The 23,033-nt window shown below is 62.2% G+C and carries 24 protein-coding genes; 9 read left to right on the forward strand and 15 right to left on the reverse strand.

All coding sequences use genetic code 11. The features are described 5' to 3' along the window. The first annotated feature begins 24 nt into the window (after positions 1 to 24). From MRBLPB4O_RS16320 to MRBLPB4O_RS16340, 5 genes are all read left to right on the forward strand, one after another. Positions 25 to 1,014, forward strand: a complete 990-nt coding sequence (locus MRBLPB4O_RS16320; RefSeq protein ID WP_341795900.1) for a YVTN family beta-propeller repeat protein — start codon at positions 25 to 27, stop codon at positions 1,012 to 1,014. Beyond that, a complete protein-coding gene (locus MRBLPB4O_RS16325) occupies positions 1,011 to 1,751 on the forward strand; it encodes an ABC transporter ATP-binding protein (RefSeq protein ID WP_063425821.1) in 741 nt (246 codons plus the stop codon). Before MRBLPB4O_RS16320 ends, MRBLPB4O_RS16325 begins: the two co-directional genes overlap by 4 nt. Then, positions 1,748 to 2,539, forward strand: a complete 792-nt coding sequence (locus MRBLPB4O_RS16330; protein WP_016500230.1) for an ABC transporter permease — start codon at positions 1,748 to 1,750, stop codon at positions 2,537 to 2,539. Before MRBLPB4O_RS16325 ends, MRBLPB4O_RS16330 begins: the two co-directional genes overlap by 4 nt. 181 nt (positions 2,540 to 2,720) lie before the next feature. After that, positions 2,721 to 3,269 carry a PQQ-dependent catabolism-associated CXXCW motif protein gene (locus MRBLPB4O_RS16335; protein WP_341795901.1) on the forward strand — a complete coding sequence of 183 codons (549 nt, stop codon included), beginning with the start codon at positions 2,721 to 2,723 and terminating at the stop codon, positions 3,267 to 3,269. Between the two features lie 52 nt (positions 3,270 to 3,321). Beyond that, on the forward strand, positions 3,322 to 3,987 hold the full coding sequence (locus tag MRBLPB4O_RS16340; RefSeq protein ID WP_016500232.1) for a response regulator transcription factor: 666 nt from the start codon (positions 3,322 to 3,324) through the stop codon (positions 3,985 to 3,987). A gap of 61 nt (positions 3,988 to 4,048) precedes the next feature. Here the strand turns inward: MRBLPB4O_RS16340 and MRBLPB4O_RS16345 are convergent, their stop codons facing one another. The 9 genes from MRBLPB4O_RS16345 to pstS form a co-directional block, all read right to left on the reverse strand. After that, the gene (locus MRBLPB4O_RS16345) at positions 4,049 to 5,947 is read right to left on the reverse strand and encodes a NahK/ErcS family hybrid sensor histidine kinase/response regulator (protein WP_341795902.1); all 1,899 of its coding nucleotides are present in this window, start codon (positions 5,945 to 5,947) and stop codon (positions 4,049 to 4,051) included. Beyond that, a complete protein-coding gene (nosP, locus tag MRBLPB4O_RS16350; protein WP_341795903.1) occupies positions 5,916 to 7,079 on the reverse strand; it encodes a nitric oxide-sensing protein NosP in 1,164 nt (387 codons plus the stop codon). Before nosP ends, MRBLPB4O_RS16345 begins: the two co-directional genes overlap by 32 nt. 139 nt (positions 7,080 to 7,218) lie before the next feature. After that, entirely contained in the window at positions 7,219 to 8,406 is a 1,188-nt protein-coding gene (locus MRBLPB4O_RS16355; protein ID WP_341795904.1) for a porin, read from the reverse strand. Positions 8,407 to 8,661: 255 nt separating this feature from the next. Further along, positions 8,662 to 9,261: a hypothetical protein gene (locus tag MRBLPB4O_RS16360; protein ID WP_341795905.1), complete on the reverse strand. Its 600-nt coding sequence runs from the start codon at positions 9,259 to 9,261 to the stop codon at positions 8,662 to 8,664. Beyond that, positions 9,261 to 9,959 (reverse strand): hypothetical protein, encoded by a 699-nt coding sequence (locus MRBLPB4O_RS16365; protein ID WP_341795906.1) that lies wholly within the window; start codon positions 9,957 to 9,959, stop codon positions 9,261 to 9,263. The genes MRBLPB4O_RS16360 and MRBLPB4O_RS16365 overlap by 1 nt, the downstream gene beginning before the upstream one ends. 94 nt (positions 9,960 to 10,053) lie before the next feature. Next, complete coding sequence (gene pstB, locus MRBLPB4O_RS16370; protein ID WP_016500238.1) at positions 10,054 to 10,842, reverse strand: phosphate ABC transporter ATP-binding protein PstB; 789 nt, start codon at positions 10,840 to 10,842, stop codon at positions 10,054 to 10,056. Positions 10,843 to 10,892: 50 nt separating this feature from the next. Then, entirely contained in the window at positions 10,893 to 11,786 is an 894-nt protein-coding gene (pstA, locus tag MRBLPB4O_RS16375) for a phosphate ABC transporter permease PstA (RefSeq protein WP_016486166.1), read from the reverse strand. Continuing rightward, the gene (pstC, locus tag MRBLPB4O_RS16380) at positions 11,783 to 12,751 is read right to left on the reverse strand and encodes a phosphate ABC transporter permease subunit PstC (RefSeq protein ID WP_016486165.1); all 969 of its coding nucleotides are present in this window, start codon (positions 12,749 to 12,751) and stop codon (positions 11,783 to 11,785) included. The genes pstA and pstC overlap by 4 nt, the downstream gene beginning before the upstream one ends. Before the next feature lie 70 nt (positions 12,752 to 12,821). Then, the gene (gene pstS, locus MRBLPB4O_RS16385; protein ID WP_341795907.1) at positions 12,822 to 13,853 is read right to left on the reverse strand and encodes a phosphate ABC transporter substrate-binding protein PstS; all 1,032 of its coding nucleotides are present in this window, start codon (positions 13,851 to 13,853) and stop codon (positions 12,822 to 12,824) included. Positions 13,854 to 14,041: 188 nt separating this feature from the next. On the opposite strand from pstS, the gene MRBLPB4O_RS16390 reads away from it, so the two are divergent. Further along, entirely contained in the window at positions 14,042 to 14,422 is a 381-nt protein-coding gene (locus MRBLPB4O_RS16390) for a termination factor Rho (protein WP_341798896.1), read from the forward strand. Between the two features lie 75 nt (positions 14,423 to 14,497). Here MRBLPB4O_RS16390 and MRBLPB4O_RS16395 read toward each other — a convergent pair whose 3' ends face one another. The 4 genes from MRBLPB4O_RS16395 to MRBLPB4O_RS16410 form a co-directional block, all read right to left on the reverse strand. After that, positions 14,498 to 14,731, reverse strand: a complete 234-nt coding sequence (locus MRBLPB4O_RS16395; protein ID WP_341795908.1) for a hypothetical protein — start codon at positions 14,729 to 14,731, stop codon at positions 14,498 to 14,500. A gap of 160 nt (positions 14,732 to 14,891) precedes the next feature. Continuing rightward, a complete protein-coding gene (locus MRBLPB4O_RS16400; protein ID WP_341795909.1) occupies positions 14,892 to 15,677 on the reverse strand; it encodes a fumarylacetoacetate hydrolase family protein in 786 nt (261 codons plus the stop codon). Between the two features lie 256 nt (positions 15,678 to 15,933). After that, positions 15,934 to 17,277, reverse strand: coding sequence for an MFS transporter (locus MRBLPB4O_RS16405; protein WP_341795910.1), 1,344 nt, complete (start codon positions 17,275 to 17,277; stop codon positions 15,934 to 15,936). 45 nt (positions 17,278 to 17,322) lie between these two features. Then, on the reverse strand, positions 17,323 to 18,465 hold the full coding sequence (locus MRBLPB4O_RS16410) for an iron-containing alcohol dehydrogenase (protein WP_341795911.1): 1,143 nt from the start codon (positions 18,463 to 18,465) through the stop codon (positions 17,323 to 17,325). 142 nt (positions 18,466 to 18,607) lie between these two features. Between MRBLPB4O_RS16410 and MRBLPB4O_RS16415 the strand changes: the two genes are divergently transcribed. Next, positions 18,608 to 19,546: a LysR family transcriptional regulator gene (locus tag MRBLPB4O_RS16415; RefSeq protein WP_341795912.1), complete on the forward strand. Its 939-nt coding sequence runs from the start codon at positions 18,608 to 18,610 to the stop codon at positions 19,544 to 19,546. A gap of 221 nt (positions 19,547 to 19,767) precedes the next feature. Here MRBLPB4O_RS16415 and MRBLPB4O_RS16420 read toward each other — a convergent pair whose 3' ends face one another. Next, the gene (locus MRBLPB4O_RS16420) at positions 19,768 to 20,232 is read right to left on the reverse strand and encodes an Lrp/AsnC family transcriptional regulator (RefSeq protein WP_012272789.1); all 465 of its coding nucleotides are present in this window, start codon (positions 20,230 to 20,232) and stop codon (positions 19,768 to 19,770) included. A gap of 479 nt (positions 20,233 to 20,711) precedes the next feature. Between MRBLPB4O_RS16420 and MRBLPB4O_RS16425 the strand changes: the two genes are divergently transcribed. Next, positions 20,712 to 20,978 carry an AzlD family protein gene (locus tag MRBLPB4O_RS16425; RefSeq protein WP_341798897.1) on the forward strand — a complete coding sequence of 89 codons (267 nt, stop codon included), beginning with the start codon at positions 20,712 to 20,714 and terminating at the stop codon, positions 20,976 to 20,978. Positions 20,979 to 21,131: 153 nt separating this feature from the next. Beyond that, positions 21,132 to 22,007, forward strand: coding sequence for a universal stress protein (locus MRBLPB4O_RS16430; protein WP_341795913.1), 876 nt, complete (start codon positions 21,132 to 21,134; stop codon positions 22,005 to 22,007). Positions 22,008 to 22,029: 22 nt separating this feature from the next. On the opposite strand, the gene MRBLPB4O_RS16435 is transcribed toward MRBLPB4O_RS16430, so the two are convergent. Next, positions 22,030 to 22,917: a LysR family transcriptional regulator gene (locus tag MRBLPB4O_RS16435; RefSeq protein ID WP_341795914.1), complete on the reverse strand. Its 888-nt coding sequence runs from the start codon at positions 22,915 to 22,917 to the stop codon at positions 22,030 to 22,032. Positions 22,918 to 23,033 lie beyond the last annotated feature (116 nt).

The following is a 23,033-nucleotide window of genomic DNA, read 5'->3' on the forward strand; positions in this document are numbered from 1 at the left end:
AACCACAACAATAAGGAATTCGCCATGCGCCGCCCCCTCTTCCACCGGGCCCTGCTTTACCCCAGCCTGCTGTCGGGCGCCCTGGCGCTGGCCTGCGGGCACGCCATGGCCGCCACTGCCTGGGTCTCCAACGAAAAGGACAACAGCCTCAGCCTGATCGACATGCAAACGCTGGAAGTCACCGAAACCTTGCCGGTGGGCCAGCGCCCGCGCGGCTTGCTGCTGTCACACGACAACAAGCTGCTGTACATCTGCGCCAGCGATTCGGACCGGGTGCAGGTGATGGACGTGGCCACCCGCAAGATCATCAAGGAGCTGCCCTCTGGCAAGGACCCCGAGCAGTTCGCCCTGCACCCCAACGACCGCTGGCTGTACGTGTCCAACGAGGACGATGCGCTGGTGACGGTGATCGACACCGTCACCGACAAGGTGCTCGGGCAGATCGACGTCGGTATCGAGCCCGAAGGCATGGCGGTGAGCCCCGACGGCAAGTGGGCCGTCAACACCAGTGAAACCACCAACATGCTGCACTGGATCGACACCAGCACCCAGACCCTGGCCGACAGCACCCTGGTCGACCAGCGGCCGCGTTTCGTCGAGTTCGACAAGGACGGTTCACGGCTGTGGGCCTCGGCGGAAATCGGTGGCACGGTGACCATCCTCGACGTGACCACGCGCCAGGTATTGAAAACCCTGAATTTCCAGATCAAGGGCGTGCACCCGGACAAAGTCCAGCCGGTGGGCATCAAGCTCAGCGCCGACGGCAAGTACGCTTTCGTCGCGCTGGGCCCGGCCAACCATGTGGCGGTTATCGATGCCAAGACCTTGGATGTGCTCGACTACCTGCTGGTCGGGCGGCGGGTCTGGCAGCTGGCGTTCACCCCGGACCAGAGCCAGTTGCTGGCCACCAACGGGGTCAGCGGCGACGTTTCGGTGATCGACGCGAAGTCCCTCAAAGTGCTCAAGTCGGTGAAGGTGGGGCGCTACCCCTGGGGCGTGGTGGTAACACCATGAATGCCCTCGACGTCAGTGATGTGAGCTTCGCCTACGGCCAGCGCGAAGCCCTCAAGCAGGTGGGTTTCAGCCTGGCGCCCGGGCGCTTCGCCGCGCTGCTGGGCCCCAATGGCGCCGGCAAGTCGACCTTGATCGCCCTGCTTACCCGCCTTTACGACCTGCAGCACGGCGACATCCGCGTAAGCGGCTGCTCTCTGCGCAACGCTGCACGCCCGGCGTTGCGCCAGTTGGGCGTGGTGTTTCAGCAAAGCACCCTGGACCTGGACCTGAGCGTTGAACAGAACCTGCGCTACCACGCCGCGCTGCATGGCCTGTCGCGGCGCCAGAGCGACCTGCGGGTGGAAGCCGAACTGGCCCGCCAGGGCCTTGGCGAACGCAGGCGCGATCGTGTACGCGAGCTGAACATCGGCCATCGGCGCCGGGTGGAAATTGCCCGCGCGCTGCTGCATGAACCGCGCCTGCTGCTGCTCGACGAAGCCAGCGTCGGCCTTGACCCCGCCAGCCGACTGGCGCTCAACCAGCACCTGCGCGGGCTGTGCCGCGAGCAGCAGCTCAGTGTGCTGTGGACCACCCACCTGCTGGACGAAGTGCAGCCCAGCGATGACTTGCTGATTCTGCATCAGGGTCGCCTGGTGGCCAGTGGCACCGCCGATGCGCTGAGCCTGGAGCACGGCGGCGACCTCGACAACGCCTTTGCCAGGCTGACCAACGCCCACTCAGGAGCCGACGCCCGATGAACGCTTACTGGCAATGTTTCAACGGCATCATGCTGCGCGAATGGCTGCGCTTCGTGTTGCAGCGCACGCGCCTGCTCAGTGCCCTGGTGCGCCCGTTGCTGTGGTTGCTGGTGTTCGCCGCAGGGTTTCGCGCGGCGCTGGGCATTGCCATCATCGAGCCCTACGACACCTATATCCCTTACGAGGTGTATATCATTCCGGGGCTGGCCTGCATGATTCTGCTGTTCAACGGCATGCAGGGCTCGCTGTCGATGGTCTATGACCGCGAGATGGGCAGCATGCGCGTGCTCTTGACCAGCCCATTGCCGCGGCCTTTCCTGCTGGGCAGCAAGCTGTTGGCGACGTCGTTGATTTCCCTGCTGCAAGTCTATGCCTTCCTCGCCATCGCCTGGCTCTACGGCGTGCAGCCACCGGCTGCGGGCTTGCTGCTGGCGCTGCCGGCAATGCTGCTGGTGGCGTTCATGCTCAGCGCCCTGGGTCTGTTGCTGTCGAACGCGATCCGCCAACTGGAGAATTTTGCCGGGGTGATGAATTTCGTGATTTTTCCGCTGTTTTTCCTGTCTTCGGCGTTGTACCCGCTGTGGAAGATGCGCGAGGCCAGCCAGTGGTTGTACTGGCTGTGTGCTGTGAACCCGTTCACCCATGCCGTGGAACTGGTGCGGTTTGCGCTGTATGAGCGGTTGAACCTGTTGGCGCTGGCGGTGTGCCTGGGGTTGACCGCGTTGTTTACCCTGCTGGCGATACTCACCTTCAACCCCCAGCATGCGGCGCTGCGCAAGCCCCGCTGATTAACCAGGCCTGTGAGTGCGCTGTTCTTGTGGGAGCGGCCTTGTGTCGCGATTGGGCTAGCTACATTCCTTTCAGCGCCCGGGCTTCTACTACTTTAGTACTGCCTTTGCTGTCTAATCGTCGCATTCACAACGCACCGCCACTGGCATGTAATGGGCCTATAACAAAAAGGATAAAACCATGCCACGTGCCCTGCGCCCTTTGTTGGCTGCCCTTTCGCTGAGCCTTTCGCTGGGCGTCGCCTGCGCCGACACCACGCCGCTGTTCTCCGCCGAAGGCTATCGCACCACCCTCTATCGCAGCCCGACCCCGCAACAGGTCGAAGGTGGCCAGGTCATCGACACCGCCACGCTGCAACGCCTGCTGGGGCAGACTCCCAGGCCGGTGCTGGTTGACGTCTATCGCCGGCAATGGCTGCAAGGCCGCTTCATCGAAGACGAACCGCACAGCAACCTTCCCGGCAGCCTGTGGCTGGCCAACACCGGCGACGGCGAACTGAGCCCGGCCTTTCAGGACTACTTCATACGTAACCTGCAAAAAGCCACCGCCGGGCAGTCAGAGCAACCGCTGGTCTTCTACTGCCGCTCCGATTGCTGGTTAAGCTGGAACGCGGTAAAACGCGCCAAGGCCCTGGGCTATAACAACCTGTACTGGTACCGCGATGGCCTGGACGCCTGGCAGCAAGCCAACCTGCCGCTGCAGCCGGCGCAACCCGTGCCCTTCCCCTGAAACACTTGCCTGCGAACGCGTGCCCATCCAATAAAAACAAGGTGAAAAGGCCATGTACAAAATTCTGATTGCCGACGATCACCCCCTGTTTCGCGAAGCCATCCACAACGTCATCAGCGATGGCTTTCAAGGCAGCGAGGTCATGGAGACTGCCGACCTGGACAGCGCCCTGGCATTGACCCAGGCGCACGACGACCTCGACCTGATCCTGCTCGACCTGAACATGCCCGGCATGCACGGCCTCAATGGCCTGATCACCCTGCGCAACGAGGCGCCGACCACGCCGGTAGTGATCGTTTCGGCCGAGCAGGAAAAGCAGATCGTGTTGCAGGCCATCACCTACGGTGCCGTGGGCTTCATCACCAAGTCCTCGCCACGCTCACAGATGATCGAAGCGATCGAGCAGATCCTCAATGGCAATGTCTACCTGCCACCCGACATCATCCGTGCGCAAAAAAGCAGCACCAGCCGGCGCCACAACGATACCCCAAGCTTCCCGCCGGAAATGCTCCAGGCGCTGACCCGCAAGCAGCTGCTGGTGCTTGAGCGCATGACCAAGGGCGAATCGAACAAGCAGATCGCCTATACGCTGGATATCGCCGAAACCACAGTGAAGGCGCACGTGTCGGCGATCTTGCGTAAGTTGAACGTGCATAATCGGGTGCAGGCGATCCTGAGTGCCGGCGATATCGATTTTGCTGATTACTTGCGGCGCTGACCTGTTCGGGCCTATTCGCGGGTGAACCCGCTCCCACAGAAGCCCGCGAAGAGGCCAGCGGCTATGTCATGCTGCTGGCCAACAAGTGGCTCATCGCAGTCTTGAGCTTCATCGGCCGCACCGGTTTGTGCATCAGGGTATGGCCCAGCTCGCGGATCTGCTGCTTGAGGTCGTTGCTGTAGTTGGCGGTGATCATCAGCGCTGGCAGCGGCTGGGCGCGGCGGGCATTGATCCGCGCCACGGCGTCGACACCATTGCAGTCGTTGTCCAGGTGATAGTCGGCAATCAGCAGGTCGGCCTCGGCGTGGTAATTGTCCACCTGGCGCGCCAGGTCTTCCTCCGACAGCGCCGTGACCACCTGGCAGCCCCAGCCCTCCAGCAGGGTGCGCATGCCGGCGCAGATCGCCGCATCGTTATCCAGCACCCACACCCGCGCCCCACGCAAGCGTTCGAGCATCGGCTCGCAGCTCACCGGGCTTGGCTGGGCCTTGGGCGCGGTGGCGCTCAGCGGCACTTCGACGGCGAACACCGAGCCTTTGCCGAGCCATGAACGCACCCGGATCCGGTGGCCGAGGATGCCGGCGATCTTTTCCACGATCGCCAGGCCCAAACCCAACCCGCGGTCCTGGTCCGGGCGCTGGACATCACCGCGCTTGAATTCCTGGAACATGTCTTCCAGGTGCTCTTCGGCAATGCCGATACCGCTGTCCCACACTTCGATCCGCAGGCCGCCACGCTGGCGCCGACAACCCAACACAACGCGCCCGCTGTGGGTGTAGCGGATGGCATTGCTGAGCAGGTTGCGCAGGATCCGCGCCAGCAGCTGGATGTCACTGCGCACCACCGCCGAACAGCCCACAAAATGCAGTTCAAGCCCTTCGCTGCGCGCCACTTCGGCGTATTCGGCAGCCAGGTTGTCCATCAGTTCGCTGAGGGCGAACGGGGCGACATCGGCCTTGATCACCCCGGCATCGAGCTTGGATATATCCACCAGGGTGCCTAGCAGGTTCTCTACATCCTCCAGCGAGTTGCTGACATTTCGAATGAGGTGGGCATTGTCTTTCGGCTCGCGGCGCTCGAGCAGCGCGCTGGTGAACAGCCGCGCCGCGTTCAGCGGTTGCAGCAGGTCGTGGCTGACCGCAGCGAGGAATTTGGTTTTCGACAGGTTGGCCTGTTCGGCCTCGCGCTTGGCCTCGCGCAGGCGCGACTCGGCCTGGCTGCGCTCCTCTATCTCACGCAGCAACTGGTCGTTGAGGCTGGTCAGTTCAGCGGTGCGTTCGCGCACCCGTTGCTCCAGGTGTTGATAGGCCTGGTGCAGCGCCTGGGCGGTATTGCGGCGCTCGGTGATGTCGCGGATCAATACGAAGATGCCCACCACGTCGCCATTGGCCAGGCGGTTCGGTACGTAGGAGCGCAGCATGTAGCGCTCCTGGCCATTGATGTTGGTTTCGGCAAATTCGAAGGTGACACTCTCCCCTGCCAACGCCCGCGCCACATAGGCTTCCAGGCGCTGGTAATGCTGCTCGCTGTGGGCCTCGCGCAGGCTCTGGCCCAGCATCACGCCGTGCGGCCAGCAATACCATTCTTCATAAACCTTGTTGGTGAATTCGTAGACCAGATCGGCATTCAGGTAAGCGATCAGCGCCGGGACATTGTCGGTAATCAGGCGAATCTGGTGTTGGTGGGCGGTCTCGGCCCGCTGTCGGGCTTCGCTTAGCAGCCGGTTGACGGCCTTGAGCTCAGCCATGGCCTGGTTCAGGGCATCGGTGCGTTCACGCACCTGCTCGGCCAGCACCACCGAATGCTGGAACGCCGCATAGGGGTCGTTGCCCCGCGTTACCCCCGACTCGATGCGTTCAATCAACGCGCCGTTGATCCGCTGCAACTTGTGGTTTTCGTGCTGCAGCCGGCTGAGCTCGGCCTGCAGTTCAGCGCCCGACAGGAGGCCGGTTGCGGGCAATGGCGACCCCGGTGAAGGTCTGGTTGATATGCATGCCATTGAACTGTTCTCCGTAGGTGTTGAAGCCGATCACCCGCTGCTCGCGCAAGAACGCACCCACCGGCTCCAGGCCGTGATGGGCTTCCAGCTCCAGACGCCGCAGAAAGCAATCACAACCGATGGTCAGCAACGGCGGGCCAAGGCGCTGGTGCAAACCGTCGAACAGCTGGTGCAGGTTCGGCAACAGCGGGCCCGGGGCCATGGCGGTGAGCACGATGCCATTTTCCACTGCGCAGTAGAAACTCAGGCTCAGGTCCGGATGCACTTGCTGGATCGCCCGCACGTAGTACTGGTCATGAATGCGCACGGCCAGCGGATGGGCGGCGAATACCCGGTAATCGAGCGCAGCCACCGGCACGCCGATGTGCCGGGCGTACTCCTCGGCAGCAGGCTCGGCATTCAGCTCGAAGACCCGACGCTGGGCGCTGTCGGCGCCGGTTACCACCAGTTTTTCCTGGCGTGGCAGGATGTGGTGCGTGGTGAACACTTCGAAATCGAGCCAGGTGTTGACCAGCACCACCACTGCGGCACCGTTGTGGAACGTGCCACCGAAATACACATGGGTACGGGTCAGGTAATTGTCGTCACCGGCCGAACCGCCAAAATGCGGGATGTCACCCAGTGCCGCGCTGAGCGCGGCGAGCACCATCTCCTCGCGGCTGGACAGGCCGTCGAGCAGGGTCAGGGCAAAGCTGTGGCCCTTGATCGGCGCCAGGGTGTTACTGCGGCAGGTGCCGACCAGGCGCTCGACCATCTGCTGCGCGTCGATCAGGCTGAAGTGCTCCATCTCATCGATGAGCTCGGTGGCGATGGAAAAATGCCGGTGATCAAAGCCCAACGCCGTGACGCAATTGCGGCCGTAGCCCAGCGGGGTGATTTCGCCAGCGCTGGTGCAACCGACCAGGCGGATACCGCCAAAGCCCTGCTCCAACGCTTCGCCCAAGGCTTGCAAGTCGTATTCGGCGGAACAGAAGAACAGTACGAAACCCAGGTGCGGGTGCAGCAGCTGCCGCGCCAGGTCCTGGGCGGCCAGCCGTGCATCAGGGGCCTGTGACATGGCGCTGACCACACCGTCGTTTTGAGCCTGCTGCATCGTGGTCTCCGGCGCGGGTGGCTGAGGGGTCAGTGTACGAAGGTGAGCAAGGGGGACGAATGCTACTTGGGTAGTGGGTGGGCGGTTCCATGGGCGTAATAGCCCGCATCATTTGGGGCCGCCTTGCGGCCCCAGGGATTCACCAGGTCAACACCGCACCCACCGCAAAGGTATCGGTGTCTTCGTTCTGCGCGCTGGTGTCATGCCCGTCGATGGAAAACTGGTTGTACTCCGCCACCAGCTTGAGGTTATCGTTTACATCATGGAACAGCGCCACGCCGCGGGTCTCGTAGTCCGCCCCGCTGCCCACCGCGCCATTGCCATCGTCATTGGTCTTGCCATAGGACAGCGCCACGCGGTTCTTGCCGAACTTGTACGAGCCCTGCAGCAGGTAGCCGTCACTGTCGACATTGCGCAAAACCGGTTCGCCCGCGTTGTTGGTGAAGAACGGGTTGATGCCCTTTGCCTGGAACCCCGAGCCAGTCAGCGACAGCCCGCCCATCTTGGCCTGAACGCCATAGCCGACACCTTTGGAGGTAATGGACTCCACCGTCGAATCGGTATTGTCGGAGGTCTGGTAGCTGCCGTTGACCCAGCTGTAGATCTGCGCCCCGCCCAGGTCGAACTGGTAGGTGATCTCGCTTTCGGTGCGCGGGTTTTCCTGGTACGCCTTGCCGGTCGGGCTGCTGTCGTTGGTGTCTACCGGGTCCATGATGCCCACCGCCACCCGCAGGCCGTCCACCACCGGCGTGCGGTAAGTGATCTGCGAGGTGGGGAACGGGTACGGGTAACCACTGCCGATGTTGCCGAACGACACCCCGCCGCCGTCCACCAGCCCCAGCGTGTCGCTGACCTGGCCATAACCGGCCAGCAGCTCGTCCAGCAGGATGTTGGAGCGGGCGAACAACCCGAAGTCTTTGCCAATCAGCACCTCGCCCCACGCGGGGTTGGCCACGGTGCCGTAGAACTGGCGCACGTCGATGGCGGTGTCGGTGCCGTTGGTTTCACTGTCGTTGATGGTTACCCAGAACGAGGCACGCGCGCCGAGCTTCAGGTCATCCACCTGCTTGCCCATGTTGAAGCCGAGGTAGTTGGGCAAGAAGCCCATTTTCACCCGCGACTGACGGCGGTCGAACTGTTCGCCCTCACGGTCGACCTTGCTGTTGACGTAGAAAGCGTTGATGTAACCGTCGGTGGAAAACGTTGTCTGGTCCTTGTCGTACAGCATGATCTCGGCCTCGGCGACGCCGCTCAGGCCCAGGGCAGAAAAGCTGGCGATGGCGGCTGCGAGGAAACGAGGCGGCAGGTGCTTATTGTTGTTGTGCATGGCGCGCTCCAAACGGGGACTGGATGTCGGAGGCGATTATCGGAAGTGGCCAAATGGCCAGATACGCTGCTTTGGGGCAGGCGGGCAGGTGCTTTGGGCTGGCGAATGCGGCGTGAGGACTTGGTCGCGGTACCAGGTCGGGCCAGGAGGCAAGACTTAGGGTGTACGCATGAATAGCAGGCAGGTATCAGTACAACTGTACGAACTGGGGCCGCCCTGCGGCCCCATTGATACCGATTGCGCTGACCACTGCCCTCAGGAAGCAAGCGCCTGCGAGCGCTGGCGCTCGGGCATCTCATAGCGGTGCGGTTGCTGCCAGGCCAGCCGTGCCTGCACGTCGACCGCCGCGTCCATCACCTTCTGTGCCCAGTTTTCGTCTTTCGGGCACACCACCACAACGCGAAAACCGTGGTCGACGCCTTCCAGCCGCACACCTTCGGAATCATCGACATGCAGGTCGATATCGAACGCCGAGGGCAACTTCGAGGGCGAATGCTCAAGGCCGTTCTGGGCCAGGATATGCTGGTGCCGGTCGCTGTTGACCACACCATCGACATGGATGCCATAAAGCATCAGCCAGCGCCGGATGTAGGCCGGGGTGCGCCCCGACGAGGTATAGATCCAGATGCTGCAGCCCTGGCGGCGCAGGTCGCGGATCAGCGAGCGCGTGCCACTGCGCAGGGGCTCGCCCAACCAGCGATGGACGAATTTCGGCAGCTTGCTGTCTTCGGCAGCAGCGTGCTCGGGCAGGCAGGCGAGCGTGTCGTCGATATCGAACGAAATGCGTACCTGGCCACGCTTGAGCTTGCGTTCAAGGGCTTGGCGCCCGCGTGCGAACATGGAGTAACGTTGCATCAGCGGCGCCCCTCACAGGCAGGCACGGGCGTGCCGTTCAGGAAGAACTTGCCGGGCTCAGGCGCCTTCTCTTCAAGGAAAGCAGCGTACTTTTTCTTGATCTTGGGTAGTTCGTACAAAGCCTTTACACCGTGTTTAGCGGAGTTGCGTATGACCGAGGACGGGTTGAAGTAACCCTCGGCGTTTTCCAGCGACAGAACGAAAGGCGGCAGCCCGGCACGCATCAGCAGGTAGCTGACGAGGAGCGAACCTGTGCGGTTGTTGCCTTCGATGAACAACTGCGGCTTGCTGAGGATTCGTACATAAACACCGGCTGCCCGCTTCCAGACCGAATCGCTGCGGTACGAGCAGTACCAGTTGTACAAGTCCTTGATGCCACCTTCGACGTTGTTGAAAAAGTGCGCCTCGGTTGCGGCGAGGTGCGGGGCATATTCCAGGCGACGGGCCGGGTCGCTGCCGCACAGCACGGTGGCATTGATTTCCAGCATCAGGTTCAGCTGTTGCAGGTCGAAGAGGTCGATACCGCGAGCGACATAGTCGTCAATCAGGGCGTAGCCTTCAAGCACGTTCAGCAGCACCTCGTCGGTAAACGGATCCCGCGGTTCGGTGAAATGCCGGCTGAGTTCGGCAAAGCGGCCCTGCACCTCGCGCAGTGCGCGCTCTACCGCTGAAAGATCAAGACGACGCGTTGCTCGCATTGGAAATCCCGGGTAACACTTTAACGGAAGGTAACGCGGCCGGGTGCTGCAACCTCCCTGGCTGCAACACCCGGCCACCTTGGGCGTGCCTGACTCAGCTGAACTTGCCGCTGATGTAGTCGCTGGTCAGTTGCTCGCGTGGGTTCTGGAAAATCTGCGCCGTAGGGCCCATCTCGACCAGGTAACCGGTGCGGCTGCCCTGGGAAATATCGACCGAGAAGAACGCCGTGGTGTCAGCCACACGAATCGCCTGTTGCATGTTGTGGGTCACCAGGGCGATGGTGTAGTCCTTCTTCAGCTCGACCATCAACTCTTCCACGCGACGGGTGGCAATAGGGTCGAGTGCCGAGCATGGCTCGTCCAGCAGCAGCACTTCGGGCTCGGTGGCGATGGCGCGGGCAATGCACAGACGCTGCTGCTGGCCGCCGGACAGCGACAGGCCGCTGACCTTGAGCTTGTCCTTCACTTCGTCCCACAGCGCGGCGCCTTGCAAGGCGTGCTTCACGCGGTCACCCAGGTCGCCCTTGTAGCGGTTCAGGCGCAGGCCAAAGGCGACGTTGTCGAAGATGCTCATCGAGAACGGGTTGGGCTGCTGGAACACCATGCCGATGTAGCGGCGCACGACCACCGGGTCAACACCCTTGCCGTAGACATCCTGGCCCAGGAAGTGCACATGGCCTTCAAACCGGAAGCCCTTCACCAGGTCGTTCATGCGGTTGAGGCTACGCAGCACGGTACTCTTGCCGCAGCCCGACGGCCCGATGAAGCCGGTGATCTCGTTCTTCCTGATCGGCACATGGCTGTCACGCACGGCCATGAAGTTGCCGTAGAAAATCTTGTCCAGCTTGCAGTCCATGACGATCGGGGTGGCTTCACTGACCATGGGAGCGGCTCTTTGCGCAGTGGATACGTTCAAGTGGGATGCTCCCTTTCTCAATACTTGGGCTTGCCGAAGACTCGGCTCAGAATGTTGATTACCAGCACGATCATTACCAGCACCAGCGAGGCCGCCCACGCGAGCTCGAGCTGGTTGTCGAATGGCATGCCGGAGAAGTTGTAAATCAGTACGGCGAGCGAGGCCGTAGGGTTCATGACCGCCAGGCTGCCGTCATGGTAGATCCAGTAGTTGCTGAACAATGCGGTGAACAGCAGTGGCGCGGTTTCGCCAGCGGCGCGGGCCACGGCCAGCATGACGCCGGTGAGGATGGCCGGCAGGCCGGTGGGCAGGACGATCTTCCAGATCACCTGGGCCCGGGTGCAGCCCATGCCGTAAGCGGCGTCTTTCATGATCTTGGGCACCATCTTCATCGACTCTTCAGCGGTCAGCACCACGATCGGCAGCATCAGTACTGCCAGGGCCACACCGCCAGCCGGCGCCGAGTAAGTACCGGTGGTCATCACCACCAGGGCGTAGGCAAAAACCCCGGCCAGGATCGACGGCAGGCCGGTGAGCATCTTGGCGGCAAAGCGCGCGGCGTTGGCCAGCTTGCTGTCGGGGCCGAGTTCGGCCAGGAACACTGCTGCCAGGATACCGACCGGTACCGCGATGGCGGCGGCAATGCCGACCATGACGAAGGTACCGGCCATGGCGTTACCAAAACCGCCACCCATCTCGAAGCCGGTCGGCGGCAGCTCGGTGAACACTTCCAGACTCAGGCGTGCACCGCCGCGGGTGATCAGCATGTACAGCACGGAAATCAGCGGCACGCTGGCCACCAGCGCCGCGAGCCATGCCAGGGTGGTCAAAAGCACGCTGCGCAGGGCACGGCCTTCCAGCTTGCGTTGCAGGCTGGGCAATGCGGCTACAGGGGTCGTCAAGTCAGTCATTGTTTGTTACCACGCTGGGCGTAGAGCATGATCATCGAGCCGAGCACGTTCACCAGCAGAGTGATGAACATCAGGACCAGTGCCGCGTACATCAGCACTTCGACCTCGTTCGGGCCGGCTTCCGGGAAGTTCAGCGCCAGCAGCGCCGCCAGGGTGTTGGCCGGGGCGAACAAGGAAAGGGAAATGGTGTTGGCGTTGCCGACCAGCATGGCCAGTGCCATGGTTTCACCGAGCGCGCGGCCCAGGCCCAGCACCAGCGAACCAAAGATACCGGTAGCAGCCGATGGCACCATCACCTTGAGGATGGCTTCCCAGTGGGTAGTACCCATGCCGTAGGCAGCCTGCTTGGTTTTCATCGGTACGCTGGTCAGCGCATCCTGGGAAACGGCAGCGATGGTCGGCAGGATCATGATCGCCAGTACCAGCGCAGCAGGCAGCAGGCCGGGCCCGCTCAGGGAGGTGCCGAAAAACGGGATCCAGCCCAGCTCGCTGTTCAACCAGGCGGTCAGCGGGCGAATCGCCGGGATGACCACGTAGATGCCCCACAGGCCGTAGACCACGCTGGGGATGGCGGCGAGCAGTTCGACGATGGTGCGAAACACCGCGGCGAGCTTGGCCGGAAGGAAATCCTGGGTGAGGAAAATGGCCATGCTCACGCCGAAGAAACCGGCGATCAACAGGGCGATGAAGGCACTGTAAAGCGTGCCCCAGATCGCTGGCAGAATACCGTACTTGCCCTGGTTGACGTCCCAGACGCTGCCGAACAGCACATCAAAGCCGTGCTTTTCGATGCCGGGCAGTGCCTTGCGGCCCACTTCATAGACCAGCGCGAAGACCAGCGCCAGTACCAGCACCACACCAATGCGTGCAAGCGCACGGAAGGTGCGATCGACCAGGAAGTCTTTCGCAGACGGTGGCTGGCACGCGGAATCGGGGTTATCCGGTATGGCAAAGGGTGTGTTCATGGGCAAGTTCCGGGACTAGGGACAAACACCCCCGGCATGGCTTCATGCCGATACCGGGAGCGCCTGGGTATTACTGGATGTTGGCAGACGCTTTACGCACCTGGTCGACAACCGACGCAGGCAGCGGGATGTAACCCATCGAGTCGGCGATGGTCTGGCCTTTGGTCAGGCTGTACTCGACCATTTCACGCATGGCCTTGGCTTTTGCCGGGTTGCCGTTGTCCTTGCGGAAGATCATCCAGGTGTAGGAAGTGATCGGGTAGGACTTGGCACCGTCCGGGTCAGGCAGCCAGGCCACCAGGTTTTCCGGCATGTTTACCGCAGCCAGTGCTTCGGCACCGCTCTCTGCGTTTGGCACGACGTATTGGCCAGCCTTGTTCTGCAGCACGGCGAAGTCGACCTTGGCCAGCTTGGCGAAGCCGTATTCGATGTAGCCGATGGCGCCCGGGGTCTGGCGGACGGTGGCGGTTACGCCATCGTTCTTCGGCGACTTGATGAACTTGTCGGTGGCCGGCCAGTTGACGGTGTTGCCCTCACCCAGCCCTTGCTTGAAGTCAGCGTTGATGGCCGACAGGTGCTTGGTGAAGACCGCAGTGGTACCGCTGGAGTCGGCACGCACGACCACGGTGATCGGGGTAGCTGGCAGTTTCAGCTCAGGGTTGGCCGCGGCGATTTGCGGGTCGTTCCACTGGGTGATCTTGCCCAGGAAGATGTTGGAGTACACGTCGCGCGGCAGCTTCAGCCCTTTAGGGTTGCCCGGCAGGTTGTAGGCCAGGACGATTTCACCGGCGGTCATTGGCAGCAACTGCACGCCTTCGCCAACCTTGGCAATGTCTGCTTCGCTCATGGCCGAGTCGCTGGCGGCGAAGTCGACGGTCTTGTTCAGGAAGTCCTGAACGCCCGCCCCGCTGCCCTTGGACTGGTAGTCAACGGTGACGCCAGCAGTGTTCTTGCTGAAGTCCTTGAACCAGGTCAGGTAGATCGGTGCAGGGAAGCTGGCGCCGGAACCTGTCAGGCGAACGTTTTCTGCAGCAAAGGCTGCCGAAGTGGCGCAAAGGGAGACCGCAACGGCGAGTGCAGCAGACTTCATCAGGCGTTTCATCAAAAAGTGCTCCTTGTGATGGCCGGCACACTTTGCATCAGCTGTGTTACAGCTTTGTGACTGTTGAGTGGCAGGCCGCACGGTAGAGCTTTTTGCCTGTGCCATGAGGCACCGTTTGTCCATTGTCCGGCACTCTCGGTGGACGCCTGGCCTCAACCGTGCTGGCAAATCCAGCAGGAGTGAAAACCATGCCACGCGGTGACAAGGACAAATACACAGACAAACAGAAGCGCAAGGCCGAGCACATAGAGGAGAGTTACGAAGACAGGGGTTTGTCGAAAGAAGAGGCCGAAGCCCGTGCCTGGGCCACCGTCAACAAACAGTCCGGAGGTGGCGACAAGAAGGGCGGCTCGGGGAGCCACACGGCTGCCAGCGAAAAGAAGACAGCCCGCTCCGACTCAGCCAAACGCGCGGCCAAGTCACGCCAGGGTCATTCGCGCAGTTCGGGTGCTTCGCTGGAAAGCCAGAGCAAGCAAAGCCTGATGAAGGAAGCGCGCAGCAAAGACATCAAGGGCCGCTCCACCATGACCAAGGCAGAGTTGGTAGAAGCGCTGCGCAAACAAGGTTGAGGGCGCGATGGAAGGCACCGGCGTAGCCGGTGCCATCAACAACGGTATCCCGTCCTTTACCTGGGCTCCACCGAATCAGCCCATACCGACAATACCCGCTTCATCGCCTTCCTGGCCGAGGTTGCGGCATGCGCACTCGAACTCGGCCTGGGCCCGTGTGGAAAAGTTGAGGCTCAAGCGCATCTTTTCTTGTGTGTCGTAAAGGTCATAACCCTCCCCCAGTGCGGCCGGAAAGCCAAGGCGCCGAGGGTAAACCTCTCTGTTTATTGGCACTGCAGGAACCACAACGAAGCGCGTCTGCATGATCATCCCTCTTCGGCAGTGCTTAAGTATTAGTACCGCTATGCCAAAGCATCAAGATGACTCATGCAATATTTTGGTACGGCTATTGGTATTTGCGAGCACCTGATCCCCGTTGCCCCACCAACCCAGCAAGAGATGCAGGCGCCCTATCAAAAGTGATCGACGGTTACAGCGTGAACGACAGCGCCTGGCCAAGGAACCTGGCGCTAACCTGATGGCCTGTTTCATTCACGTCGAACGGCTGGCACATGGCCCCCGTGGTCACCACATCACCTGCCTTCAATGTCTGGCCGCGTTCGGCAGCATGGGCATACAGGTGGGCCAGCGACACCAGCGGGTCGGTCGCAGCATCGCCAGACAAGCCGCGGGCGCGTAACTCGCCATCTACGTACACCTCGGTGGTCTCGGCCAGGTCTGCAAGCAAGGGGACGTTGATGCCTGCCCCGAGGCTGTTGCCCACGACCAACGCTTCAAAGCCCACGTTGTCCGCCACGAAGCTTGGCCAGCCGACGCTCTTGCGGTCGACGAAGCGTGAGCGCACCACCTCGAAAGTGACGCAGGTTGCGCGGATATCCTCGCTGGCCGGCACCCGTCCCGCTTGCGGGGGGATATCGCGGTCAAGCACGAAGGCGATCTCGCATTCGATGGTCACAGGTGTCACCGCCGGCAGCTCGATGCGCACACCATCAGCGTGGCAGCGCTTTGCTTCCAGTTGGCCAATCAGCGGCCGGGACAGGTTGGCCGCACGCATGCCTGCGGGGCTGCCGACACCCAGCTTCCACCCGGCACGCTGGCCAGCGGCGGCGGCGAAGAACTGATCCTGGCTGTCATAGCCTTGTTTCAAGGTTTCGGGCCTGAGGCTGGCAGGCAGTTCCGTGAGCAAGTCACCGCTGCGCCAGTGCTGCAGCAACAGGGCCGCGGTACGTTGGGGTACGAAAAGCGAACTGTTCATCAAGACCTCATGGAAATGGGCGATGCCGGGCAACCGATGCTAGGGTCTGAAATTGATAATGATAAATATATTGTCATGATGCCTCGCATCACAAACCGTTATGAAACGACTTCTGGAAGCTGATGCGATCCTTGTGTCGCGATTGGGCCGCAACGCGGCCCCACCGGTCTCGACGGTCCTGCAAGGATCCTGGGGCCGCTCTGCGGCCCAATCGCGACACAAGGCCGCTCCCACAGGGATTGCACAGGCCTGACGATCACTGGTCAGCAGAAACCGGCTGCTTCAGCAGCAATACATAAGCCATCGCTGCCACCGCCGCCACCGCAGCACTGATCAGGAACGCCGAGGCAAACGACCCGGTCTGCTGGATGCTGAACCCGGTCACGATCGGCGCCACCGAGCCTGCCAGGTAGCCACCGAAGTTCTGGATCGAGCCAAACGAGGCCACGCGCTGGCTATCGACCACAGTGTTGGCAATCATCCAGGCAGTCGAGCTGGCCATATTCACGCTGAACAGCGCGCAGCACAGCAGCGCCACGCTGAGCATGAAGCCGCTGCCGAACGACAGCGGAACGGTAAATGCCGCCGCCGCGAACAATGCCGTCACCACTACCCGCTTGCGGCTACCCAACACGCTGGCGCCGTTCTTCACCAGGCGGTCGCAGATGCGGCCCGCGACAATGGTGCCCAACGCGCCGAATACATAGGCCAGCGATACCACCCAGGCCGTCTGGTACAGGCTCAAGCCATGCTCACGTTCGAAGTAGCCCGGCAGCCAGGTAAGGTGCAGCCACAGCATGTAGATCACCCCCATGAAGCCCAGTACGGCGCCCCAGGTGCTCTTGTGGCGAAACAGCTCGGTCCAGGCCGCCAGTTGTGCCCGCAGGCTCGGCCTGGCGCTTGCCACCGGCTGTTTATGGGCCTGTGTCGCCAGCAGCCGCTCACGCTCCTCTGCAGGCAGCTCGGCCAGGTAACGCGCCTTGCTTTTGTAGAAGGCAAACCAGCAGGCGGCGACCAGGATGCCGAATACCCCAGTGACAATGAACATGCCGCGCCAGCCCCAGGTGACCATCAGCAGGGTCAGCAACGGTGGGGCCAGGCACGGCCCGATGCAGGTCGATGACAGCACTATGCCCGTCGGTGTGCCGCGCTTTTCGGCCTCGAACCACTCCGCCAGGGCTTTTGCCGCCGACGGGAACATCGGTGCTTCGCCAATCCCCAACACCACCCTCAGGCCGATGAATGCGGAAAAACTGTTGATCAGGCCGGAGGCCGTCTGCGCCACTGACCAGCCCAGCAGTGCCGCCCCCAGCGAGATCTTGCTGCCCAGGCGGTCGATGATCATGCCCAGCGGCAGCTGCGAGAAGGCATACGCCAGGGAAAACGCTGACAGCAAAATGCCCATCTGCGACGGGGTGATGCCCATGTCGCGCTGGATAGACGTATTGGCGATCGACAGCGCACTGCGGTCGACGTAGTTGATGATGCCGATTACCAGCAACAGGCTGACGGTGATGACCTGGTACTTTTTGAACGGGTTCGGGCTGGCGACCGCTTCCCCTGTGGGGACAAGCTCGGCTTGCGCATACTTGGTATTCATGGGCGTTCACTTTTGTTGTTATTGATTGAACAGCGGATTGGCGCCTTACATCGACGCTTCAAGCAACCACTGGTAGTCCTCGGCAGACGCCTCACGCGGGTTGGTCCGATGGCTGTGATCGGCCAACGCGCCCTGGATTATGCGTGGGTACTGCTCTTCGCTGACACCCAGTTCGCGCAGGCCGGTCGGCAGGCCCAACGCGCGGGTCATGTCGCGAATGGCCTGTTCGATCTGGCTTTCGTTTGCCAGCCCCATCGCTTGGGCGATACGCGCCATCTTGTGCTCGTTCAGCACGGTTGCGGCCTTGCGGTTGAACGTGATGACAGCAGGCAGGAAAATTGCGTTGAGGGTGCCATGGTGCAGGCGCGGGTTGATCCCGCCCAACGCATGGCTAAGGCTGTGCACGCAGCCGAGCCCCTTCTGGAAGGCCAGTGCACCTTGCAGTGAAGCGCTCATCATGTTGATACGCCCATCGAGGTTCTGCGGGTCTCGGGTAGCGCTTTCGATAAAGCGCCATGCACGCCACAGGCCGTCCAGGGCGATGCCATCGGCAGGTGGGTTGAACGCGGGCGCCATGAAGGTTTCCAGGCAGTGGGCAATCGCATCCATGCCGGTGGCCGCGGTAAGTTGCGCGGGCAGGCCAAGGGTGAGCGCCGGGTCGCAAATGGCCGCCTTGGGCACCACATGGGGCGAGATGACGCCCACCTTGCGCCCGTCATCGAGAATCAGGATGGCGCCCCGCCCTACCTCGCTGCCGGTCCCGGCCGTGGTGGGTACGGCAATCACCGGCGCGGTTGCCGGCGTGATTCGTGCCAGGCCGCCTTCGATCACCGCAAAGCTTTTCAATGGCCCTTCGTGCCGGGCACACACCGCCACACCCTTGGCCAGGTCGATCGCCGAGCCGCCGCCAATGGCAATGATGCCGTCACAGCCGCACTCCTTGAACATGGCCACGGCTTCACGCACCGCGGTCTCGTTGGGGTTGGGTGGCGTACCGTCATAGATCGGCAGTTGGGCAGCGCTGTCGGCAAAGGTGTTCAACGCCGTATCGACGATACCGGCAGCGCGCACGCCACGGTCGGTCACGATCAAAGGCCTGGTTATACCAATGCGCTCGCACTCGGCAGGCAAGAGGGCAATGGCGCCGATATCGAACTGGATCTGGGTGATGTAGTTGATCAGGGACATAAGGCTCAGCAGGCTCCTGGCATTGTTGTTATGGGCGGTTCAGCCGCACTGGATGCGACACCGTGCAGCGCCAGTATAGGAATGCGCGCCTGGCCATGGTATTGAGAACAATCCATAGCGGTATAACCAGGACGCATACCCGATGACCCCATCACTTAACTCGATCATGTCCAGGCTGCATGCCCGCCACCTGCGCCTGCTCATCGAGCTGGACGAGCACCGCTCGCTGCTGGGTGCAGCAGGCAGCGTCGGGCTTACCCAGCCCGGCGCCAGCAAAGCGCTGCAGGAAATCGAAACCACCTTCGGTACGGTGTTGTTCAACCGCACCAACCGCGGACTGGAACCCACTGCCGCCGGGCACTGCGCCATCCGCTACGCGCGTGTGGTGCAAACCGATATTTCCAACCTGCGCCATGACCTGGATGCAATCCTGCGCGGTGTGGGCGGCCGGCTGGCGGTGGGCGCCATCATGGGCGCGGTGCCATTGCTGATGCGGGCCGTATCACAGCTGGCCAGTATCCAGCCGCAGATGTCGTTCGAGATCATCGAAGACACCAGCCAGTCGCTGCTGGCACAGATCGAAAGCGGCCGGCTGGACATTGCCCTGTGCCGCACCAGCGTCAGCAATACGCCGCAGCTGTTTGCCAGCACCTTTGTCCAGGATGAGACGCTGGCGGTCATCGCCAATGTCGACCACCCGCTCAAACACGCCCAAACCGTCAGCCTTGCCGAGTTGGCCGAAAGCCGCTGGATCGTATACCGGGCCAACATGCCGATGCGCGTGCAACTGGAGCGTGAATTCCACGACGCCGGGCTGCGCTTCCCGCTGCACCTGGTTGAAACCACCTCGATCCTGGCGACATTGTCGCTGCTGCAGGACCGCCCCGACTTTGTGGCGTTGGTGTCGATTGACGTGGCCCGGCAATGCGCGATGAACCAGCAAGTGCGCATACTGCCCCTGGCCATGGGCTCGGTCAGCGACCCCTACGAGCTGGTCACCCGCAAAGGCAGCCAGACGACGCCGGCCATGGACACACTCACCGAACTGCTGTTGCAAGGCGGACAGCACAACAACAGTTAGTTGTGTTTTCAGGCAGGAGCAGCCCATCGCAGGCATCTAGGTGATCGTCATCGTCTCCGCTGCCGACCCTTCGCGTGGGCAGATTCCGCAAACCACTACTGCCTGCTTGAAGACATCCGCCTGCAAGGCACCCCAGAACAGCACCGCTTCGTCTACTAGCTGGTACTGCAAGGCCAGGCTGCTGGCAGACCGCGCCGAGTGGGCCTGAGTGAAACGCGCGGCTAAACCGGCAGCTCTGTGGTCAGCTTGATCTTTTCCATCGGCACTTCGGTCTTCACGTTCTGCACCACGCTCAGGCTGGTCAGGTGCTTGATCTGGAAGCGTCGATAGGCTTCCAGGTCTGCCGCCACCACCCGCAACAGCAAGTCGCAATCGCCCGCCATCACATGGCACTCCACCACTTCAGGCAACTGCCGCACGGCCTCGACAAACTCGTCGGTGGTGTCCTGGTCCTGGCGCTTGAGCCACACCCGCACGAACAGGGTCAGGCCCAGCGCTACCTTGGCCGGGTCCAGCAACGCCACATAGCGCTCGATCACCCCGGCCTCTTCCAGCAGGCGCACCCGTCGCAGGCACGGCGAAGCAGACAACCCCACCTGCTTGGCCAGCTCCTGGTTCTGCAACCTGCCGTCGCGCTGCAGCGCGCGCAGGATGCGCCGGTCGATGGCGTCGAGCTTGATTGGCATTGACAGACCTCATTATCGATATTGTCGGTAGCAGATTCTAAATGCCAATCGTATCAGCGCAACTACGCAAGCCAATTTCAGCGGTTCATTGGAATAATTTGCCTCCACTGGAGGTGACCATGAATACCCTTGAACCTGTACTGAACGATCCCCCTACCACCACGCCACAAAGCGAACGGCGCCGGGGTGCCGTTGCCGCCCTGCCGGTGCAGCTGGGGTTCATCCCTTTTGCCCTTGTCCTCGGCGCGCAGGTCGGGCCGCTGCTCGGCGACCTACGCAGCTGTGGCTTCGACATGGCGTTCGCCGCGGTCTTCCTGGCGCTGCTCAAGGGTATGTGGAGGGGCGTACACGCCGCCCTGGCCTGGCTGTTCAGCCTGATCACTGCCGCACTGTTCTACCTGCTGATTCCCGGTGGCTGGTACGTGCTCGCGGGTACCGTGGCCGGTCTGGTGACCGCTTACCTGTGGGCCAAGCCATACATGGCCGTGGCCACCTACCTGACCCGGGCGCTGGGCTTTGTACTGCTGCGCAACCGTACCCTGGGGCCGCAGCTGACCCAGGTGCTGAACGCCGCACCCGGCTGCGTGCTGATTGCCGTGATCGCACCCAAGTTTGTCTCCGGGCACCCGGCGGACCTTATTGCGCTGGGGCTTACCGTCTACGCAGCTTCGAGGTTCTCTCTCTTGCCGGTGGTGGTGTTTGCCATCGTGATGACGGGGGTGCTACGCATGGTGATGCCGGCATGATCCGCTGCGGCACCTACACTCCATTGACACAAATCAAGCCCTCGCGCCGGGTTCGCGCGACGATGGCTGCAAGCAAGGAATGACTCAAGCACCGCCAGGCGCACAGTGCACAACCCTCGAACACTGTGCGCGGCCTTGGACAAGGAGCCCCACATGAACCCGCTGAAACACATACTGGTAGCCACCGACCTGTCCCCCCATGCCCGCAACGCAGCGGAGCGCGCTGCCTACCTGAGCAACGCGCAGCAGGCCTCACTGGACCTGCTCTACGTTGCCAACCCGGCGCCCTTCGAACGCCTCAAGCAGTTGGTGGCGCCTGATGACGACCTGCTGAAGCGCATGCTGGCTAGCGCCGCCGAGAAAACCCGCGCACTGGCAGCCCTGCTGTTCCAGCGCTACAACATTTCCGCGGGTGTGCAGGTCGCCAGCGGGTCGGTGATCACGGAAATCACCCGGGTGGTGCAAGACAAACACAGCGACCTGCTGGTATGCGGCGCCAAGGGCCAGAGCATGGCGCGGCGCCTGCTGCTGGGTTCAACCGTGCAGAAAATGCTCAACCACATGCCCTGCCCTTTACTGGTGGTCAAGCCGGCCCCTCGTGATACCTATCGCACGGTGCTGGTGCCGGTCGATTTCTCTCCCGCTTCGCTGCGCGCCATCAAACTGGCCAGGGCCATTGCCCCACAGGCCGAAATCATTCTGCTGCATGTGTACGAAGCCCCGTTCGAAGGCAGCGTGCGTTTCGCCCATATCGACCACGACACCCTCACCCATTACCGCAATGTCATCCGCAAGGACGCACAGGCACAACTCGCTGCATTGAGTGAGACCGCGGGCATTGCCGATGCACGGCAGATTCTGGAGCACGGTGACCCTGGCTGGCGCATTGCCGAGCAGGAGCAGGAGCTGGAGTGCGACCTGATCGTAGTCGGCAAGCAGGGTGCAAGCGCGCTGGAGGAGCTATTGGTTGGCAGCGTCACCAAGCATGTACTGAGCGAATCGCAGTGTGATGTGCTGGTGGCCCCATAGGCTGCAGGAGGGCCGACCAACGCTACTCCAGGTAGTGGTGCAGCGCCCGCGTCAGCCCGTCGAATACCTGCACAACCCGCCTTACCCGGCGCAAATCATGGTGCATGGCAACCCAGATATCGACGCGGAAAGCCACTTCACCCGGCAGCACCTGCACCAGCCCGTGCTGCCTCGCCAACTGGTTGGCACATACGCCAATACCGAGCCCCGCCCTGAGCGCTGCAAACTGGGCCAGATGGCAGTCGGTGCGGACAACGCTGCTCGCCAGGCTGCAGGCAAGGCCCTGCTGCCCTAGGAACGCAAGCTCTGTCAGGTTGCGGTCTGGGCCAATCAGCGGGTAACGGCCCAGGTCATCGAGACTGCGCGGGGTGCCTTTGTCCGCAAGCAACGCTTCGGTTGCGTACAGCCCCACCCGCAGGTCCCCCACATGCCGCGTAACGACCGTCGCCTCGGTGGGCCGACGAATGCGCACTGCTACATCGGCCTCCTGCAACGCCAGGTCTTCCATGCGATTTGAAACGCTAAGCTCCAACGCCAACCCGGGGCTCGCATCGCGCAGCGCTCGCAGCATTGGCGGCAGCACCTCGACACCCAGCAGTTGGCTGGCAGTGACCCGTACGGTGCCGCCGGCCTCACTGGCCTGGGCGGAAGCCGCGCGGGCGAAGGCTTCGGCGGCCAGCGCCATGGACTCGGCATGCGCGACCAGATCCCTGGCGGTGTCGGTCGGCATCAACCCTGCTGGCGAGCGGACAAACAGGCTGGTACCGACGCTGTGCTCCAGCGCGTCGATCCGGCGCCGCGCCGTAGCCTGAGCAATCCCCAGCGCACGGGCGGCGGCAGAAAGGCTGCCAGTTCGAAGGACGGCGAGGAAAACCCGCTGGGTTTCCCACTGTAGTTGCGGGGCGTTCATACATTTCCTATGAGCAGGTAGGCAGCTTTGATCAGTTTCAATCAAGCAGAATCTGCCGCATCCTTTACCAGACCCGCTTCATCAATCAAGCGCCCCAGGCGTGAACAAGGAAGAAA

This window comes from Pseudomonas sp. LPB4.O, assembly GCF_038383825.1.
In the GTDB taxonomy this organism is placed as follows: domain Bacteria; phylum Pseudomonadota; class Gammaproteobacteria; order Pseudomonadales; family Pseudomonadaceae; genus Aquipseudomonas; species Aquipseudomonas putida.

What these genes read in the sequence shown, in the direction of transcription:
- pstC (WP_016486165.1), bottom strand. Translation starts at nt 12,751, where the DNA reads ATGAACACACCCTTTGCCATACCGGATAACCCCGATTCCGCGTGCCAG.
- MRBLPB4O_RS16340 (WP_016500232.1), top strand. Translation starts at nt 3,322, where the DNA reads ATGTACAAAATTCTGATTGCCGACGATCACCCCCTGTTTCGCGAAGCC.
- MRBLPB4O_RS16390 (WP_341798896.1), top strand. Translation starts at nt 14,042, where the DNA reads ATGCCACGCGGTGACAAGGACAAATACACAGACAAACAGAAGCGCAAG.
- MRBLPB4O_RS16420 (WP_012272789.1), bottom strand. Translation starts at nt 20,232, where the DNA reads ATGCCAATCAAGCTCGACGCCATCGACCGGCGCATCCTGCGCGCGCTG.
- MRBLPB4O_RS16405 (WP_341795910.1), bottom strand. Translation starts at nt 17,277, where the DNA reads ATGAATACCAAGTATGCGCAAGCCGAGCTTGTCCCCACAGGGGAAGCG.
- pstB (WP_016500238.1), bottom strand. Translation starts at nt 10,842, where the DNA reads ATGGTCAGTGAAGCCACCCCGATCGTCATGGACTGCAAGCTGGACAAG.
- MRBLPB4O_RS16410 (WP_341795911.1), bottom strand. Translation starts at nt 18,465, where the DNA reads ATGTCCCTGATCAACTACATCACCCAGATCCAGTTCGATATCGGCGCC.
- MRBLPB4O_RS16395 (WP_341795908.1), bottom strand. Translation starts at nt 14,731, where the DNA reads ATGATCATGCAGACGCGCTTCGTTGTGGTTCCTGCAGTGCCAATAAAC.
- pstA (WP_016486166.1), bottom strand. Translation starts at nt 11,786, where the DNA reads ATGACTGACTTGACGACCCCTGTAGCCGCATTGCCCAGCCTGCAACGC.
- nosP (WP_341795903.1), bottom strand. Translation starts at nt 7,079, where the DNA reads ATGCAGCAGGCTCAAAACGACGGTGTGGTCAGCGCCATGTCACAGGCC.
- MRBLPB4O_RS16400 (WP_341795909.1), bottom strand. Translation starts at nt 15,677, where the DNA reads ATGAACAGTTCGCTTTTCGTACCCCAACGTACCGCGGCCCTGTTGCTG.
- MRBLPB4O_RS16365 (WP_341795906.1), bottom strand. Translation starts at nt 9,959, where the DNA reads ATGCGAGCAACGCGTCGTCTTGATCTTTCAGCGGTAGAGCGCGCACTG.
- MRBLPB4O_RS16425 (WP_341798897.1), top strand. Translation starts at nt 20,712, where the DNA reads ATGGCCGTGGCCACCTACCTGACCCGGGCGCTGGGCTTTGTACTGCTG.
- MRBLPB4O_RS16330 (WP_016500230.1), top strand. Translation starts at nt 1,748, where the DNA reads ATGAACGCTTACTGGCAATGTTTCAACGGCATCATGCTGCGCGAATGG.
- MRBLPB4O_RS16355 (WP_341795904.1), bottom strand. Translation starts at nt 8,406, where the DNA reads ATGCACAACAACAATAAGCACCTGCCGCCTCGTTTCCTCGCAGCCGCC.
- MRBLPB4O_RS16335 (WP_341795901.1), top strand. Translation starts at nt 2,721, where the DNA reads ATGCCACGTGCCCTGCGCCCTTTGTTGGCTGCCCTTTCGCTGAGCCTT.
- MRBLPB4O_RS16325 (WP_063425821.1), top strand. Translation starts at nt 1,011, where the DNA reads ATGAATGCCCTCGACGTCAGTGATGTGAGCTTCGCCTACGGCCAGCGC.
- MRBLPB4O_RS16415 (WP_341795912.1), top strand. Translation starts at nt 18,608, where the DNA reads ATGACCCCATCACTTAACTCGATCATGTCCAGGCTGCATGCCCGCCAC.
- MRBLPB4O_RS16360 (WP_341795905.1), bottom strand. Translation starts at nt 9,261, where the DNA reads ATGCAACGTTACTCCATGTTCGCACGCGGGCGCCAAGCCCTTGAACGC.
- MRBLPB4O_RS16435 (WP_341795914.1), bottom strand. Translation starts at nt 22,917, where the DNA reads ATGAACGCCCCGCAACTACAGTGGGAAACCCAGCGGGTTTTCCTCGCC.
- MRBLPB4O_RS16320 (WP_341795900.1), top strand. Translation starts at nt 25, where the DNA reads ATGCGCCGCCCCCTCTTCCACCGGGCCCTGCTTTACCCCAGCCTGCTG.
- MRBLPB4O_RS16430 (WP_341795913.1), top strand. Translation starts at nt 21,132, where the DNA reads ATGAACCCGCTGAAACACATACTGGTAGCCACCGACCTGTCCCCCCAT.
- pstS (WP_341795907.1), bottom strand. Translation starts at nt 13,853, where the DNA reads ATGAAACGCCTGATGAAGTCTGCTGCACTCGCCGTTGCGGTCTCCCTT.